This window comes from Streptomyces sp. SID9727 (assembly GCF_010550605.1).
Taxonomy (GTDB): Bacteria; Actinomycetota; Actinomycetes; order Streptomycetales; family Streptomycetaceae; genus Streptomyces.
The window spans coordinates 1-3,786 of record NZ_JAAGNI010000176.1 but is presented as its reverse complement, the minus strand read 5'-3'; the positions used below and the strand labels follow the sequence as shown (position 1 = coordinate 3,786).

At 75.2% G+C, this 3,786-nt stretch carries 2 protein-coding genes; both read right to left on the bottom strand.

From position 1 onward, the window contains the following. Positions 1-48: 48 nt before the first annotated feature. Positions 49-1,044: a hypothetical protein gene (locus tag G3I41_RS11950; protein ID WP_164400183.1), complete on the bottom strand. Its 996-nt coding sequence runs from the start codon at positions 1,042-1,044 to the stop codon at positions 49-51. Continuing rightward, the coding region (gene dnaE, locus G3I41_RS11945) for a DNA polymerase III subunit alpha (RefSeq protein WP_164400182.1) at positions 1,041-3,786 on the bottom strand (2,746 nt) is incomplete at its 5' end. The genes G3I41_RS11950 and dnaE, both read right to left, overlap by 4 nt.

Genomic DNA, 3,786 nt, shown 5'->3' with positions numbered 1-3,786 from the left:
CCGGGTCGCACCGCTGCCCGGGGCCCGCGCGGCCCCGCTTCGCACCGCTCAGGCCGCCAGCCGCCCCGGCATCACGGCCCGGGGGCCGAACCGCTCCCGCAGCCGGTCCGCGACCGCCTCGATCCGCCGCGCCCGCTCGTCCACCGGGTCGAAGCTCAGCTGCCGGGCCGCCCGTTCGGCCTCGCCCAGCCCCTCCGCGCGCAGCCCGATCCCCCGCACCCGGGCCCGCTGCAGGCCGAACGAGTCGTGGATGCGGTACGCGAGCGCGGTGAGCTCCGCGGAGTGCGCGGTGGGTTCGCGGAGGGTACGGCTCCGGGTCAGCGTCGAGTAGCCGGTGCGGTCGGCGTACCGCACGGAGACCGCCAGCGCGCGGCACACCTGCCCCTCGCCGCGCATCCGCGCCCCCAGCTCCTCGGTGAGCGACATGAGCGCGCGGCGCTGCCGCTCCGGGTCCAGCTCGTCGCGCGGGAAGGTGCGCTCGGCGGCGACCGAGCGGGCGGCGGCGTTCGGCCGGACGGCGGTGCGGTCGATACCGTGCGCCCGCTCCCACAGGTCGCGCCCGGTCCGCGTCCCGGTGATCCGTTGCAGGGTGCCGAGCGGGGCCGCCGCGATCCGGCCGACGGAGTCGAGCCCGTACCCGCACAGCGTCCGGGCCGTCGCCGCCCCGACGCCGTCCAGCGCGGCGGCCGGCCGGTCCGCGAGGAAGGCGGTCACCCCGTCGGCGGGCACCACGAAGGTCGCCCCGGGCGCGGCCTGCCGCAGCGCCATCCGGGCCAGCATGGGATTCGGGGCGGCCCCGATCGCGCAGTCCACCCCGTGCAGGGCCAGCGCGCGGACCCGGATCACCGAGGCCAGCCCCCGCACGTCCCGCCCGAAGTAGCGGAGCGCGCCGCGCACATCGGCGAGCGCCCCGTCGGGCGGGGCCGCCTCCACGACCGGGGTGAACGAACCGAGCAGGGCGAGCAGTCCCGCGTACCCGGCGGCGTCCGGGAGCCCGCCGCCGACCCTGCGGAACCGCAGGCAGAGGACGTCGGCCCCGGTCATCCCGCGCTCCCCGGGCTCTGGTGCCACAGCTTCCTTCCGGTGGGCAGCCCCTCGCCGGCCGGCTTGAGGTCCGCCCAGGGGTTCATCTCGTAACCGGTGGGCATCCGGATGCGCCGCCCGCCGTCGCCGGGCGGGGCCTCGTCCGATGGCGGATCCCCGCCCTCCGGCTCCGGCACCCGCGCCAGCCGCTCCGCGACCGCGTCGAGCCCGCCGGTGCGCCGCAGCTCGGCCAGTTCCGCCAGGTTCCAGGCGGCCGCGCCGACCACGCTCAGGCTGCGCGCCCCGCGCCGCTGCACCACTCCGCGCACCAGCAGCAGCCAGGAGTGGAAGACGGTGTGCGCGCAGGCGGCGTGGCTGTCGTCGAAGAAGGCCAGGTCGACCAGGCCCGTGCCGTCGTCCAGGGTGGTGAAGACGACCCGGCGGCCGGAGCGGATGGGCGGGGTCTGGGTCGCCGCCTTGGCACCCGCGACCAGCACGGTCTCCCCGTGCCGCGCCTCGCGCAGCCGCTTGGCCGAGACCGCGCCGAGCTCCTTGAGGAAGGCGTGGTGATCGCTCATCAGATGGCGCGAGACGTCCATGCTCAGTACGCCCAGTTCGGCGCTGAGCCGTTCCGCCTCGTTGAGGTCGGGCAGACCGACGGACGCGGTGCGGTGCCCGCCGCCGAGCGGGAGCTGAGCGCCGGAGCCCGCGCCGCGCTGGGCGCGGTGCAGTTCGGACAGGTGCAGCAGCAGGTCGCGGCGGTTGGCCCCGAACGCGTCGAGCGCGCCGACCTGGGCCAGCCGTTCGGCGGCCGGCTTCCCCGGGCGGGCCCGCTGCCAGAAGTCGAGCAGTGAGCTGTAGGGCCGGCCGGCCTCGATCCGGGCGGCCTCGGCCTCGCTGATGCCGTGGACGTCCGAGAGCGCGAGCCGGAGTCCCCAGCGCTCCCCCTCCCCCCCTTCATCAGACACCAGTTCGATTCTGTGAGCGGCCGCCGACCGGTTCACGTCCAAGGGCAGTACGGGCACCCCGCGCCTCCGGGCGTCGGCGAGCAGCAACCGCTTCGGGTACATCCCGGGGTCGTGGGTGAGCAGCCCGGCGTAGAAGGCCGCCGGGTGGTGCGCCTTCAGCCAGGCGGACTGGTACGTGGGCACGGCGAAGGCCACCGCGTGCGCCTTGCAGAAGCCGTAGCTGCCGAACGCCTCGATGATCTCCCAGGCGCGGGCGATCACCTCCGCGTCGTACTTCCGCGCCGCCGCGTGCTGGGCGAACCAGACCCTGATCAGGGACTGGGACTCGGGGTGGGAGAGCCCGCGTCTGACCCGGTCGGCCTCGTCGCGGCCGCAGCCGGTCATGATGTCGACGATCTGGATGATCTGCTCGTGGAAGACCACCACGCCGTACGTCTCGCGCAGCGGGCCCTCCAGGTCGGGGTGCGGATAGCGGACCGGCGCCCGGCCGTGCCGGGCCTCGATGAACGGGCGGACCATGTCGGCGGAGACCGGGCCCGGCCGGAACAGCGAGATGTCGACCACCAGATCGTGGAAGGTCTCCGGCTGGAGCCTGCCGACCAGGTCCCGCTGGCCCGGGGACTCGATCTGGAAGCAGCCCAGCGTCTCGGCCGTCCTGATCAGCTGGTACGTACGCGGGTCGCCCGGCTCCACGGCGTCCAGGTCCACCTCGCGCCCCGAGGCCCGCTTCACCTCGGCCACCGCGTGCGCCATCGCCGACTGCATCCGCACGCCCAGCACGTCCAGCTTGAGCAGCCCCAGGTGCTCCACGTCCTCCTTGTCGAACTGGGACATCGGGAAGCCCTCGCCGCTGGTGGGCATGACGGGGGTACGGCGCAGCAGCGAGGCGTCCGAGAGGAGGACCCCGCACGGATGCATGGCGACGCCGCGCGGCAGCGCGTCCAGCGCCTCCACCAGCTCCCACAGCCTCCCGTACGTCTCCTTGGTCCTCGCGACCTCGCGCAGTTCGGGCAGTTCCTCCATGGCCGCGCGGGCGTCGCGGGCCCGGATGTGCGGGAACGCCTTGGCGAGCCGGTCGGTCTCGGCCGGGTTCATGGAGAGCGCGGCGCCGACGTCGCGGATGGCGTGGCGCACCCGGTAGGTCTCGGGCATGGCGACGGTGGCGACCCGCTCGGCGCCGAAGCGGCCGATGATCGCGCGGTAGACGTCGAGGCGGCGGGCCGACTCGACGTCGATGTCGATGTCGGGCAGCACGAAGCGGCGCTTGGACAGGAAGCGCTCCATCAGCAGCCCGTGCTCGACCGGGTCGGCGTGCGCGATGCCCAGCAGGTGGTTGACCAGCGAACCGGCCCCGGAGCCCCGGGCGGCCACCCGCACCTTCATCGCGCGTACGTCGTCCACCACCTGGGCGACCGTCAGGAAGTACGAGGCGAAGCCGTGGTGGGCGATGATGTCCAGCTCGTGGTGCATCCGGTCCCAGTACCCGGGTCTGCGGTCGTAGCCGTGCAGCACCATGCCGGCGGCGGCGCGGGAGGCCAGCACCCGCTGGGCGGTGCGCCGGCCCGCGCCGACGAGGCCGGGCTCGGGGAAGTGGACGGAACCGATGCCGAGGTCGCCCCCGGGGTCCACCACGCACGCCTCGGCGGTGTGCCGGGTCTCCGCGAGGAGCCGCGCCCCGGCACCGGCGCCGAGCCCGGCGGCGGAGGTGATCCGCTCGGCGGTCTCCGCCATCGCGGGGGCGTCCTTGAGCCAGCGCTCACCGCTGTCGAGCGGGGCGCGGCGCGGGTCGACGGGG

Coding starts and splice junctions, on each gene's coding strand:
- G3I41_RS11950 (WP_164400183.1), bottom strand. CDS start 1,044: ATGACCGGGGCCGACGTCCTCTGCCTGCGGTTCCGCAGGGTCGGCGGC.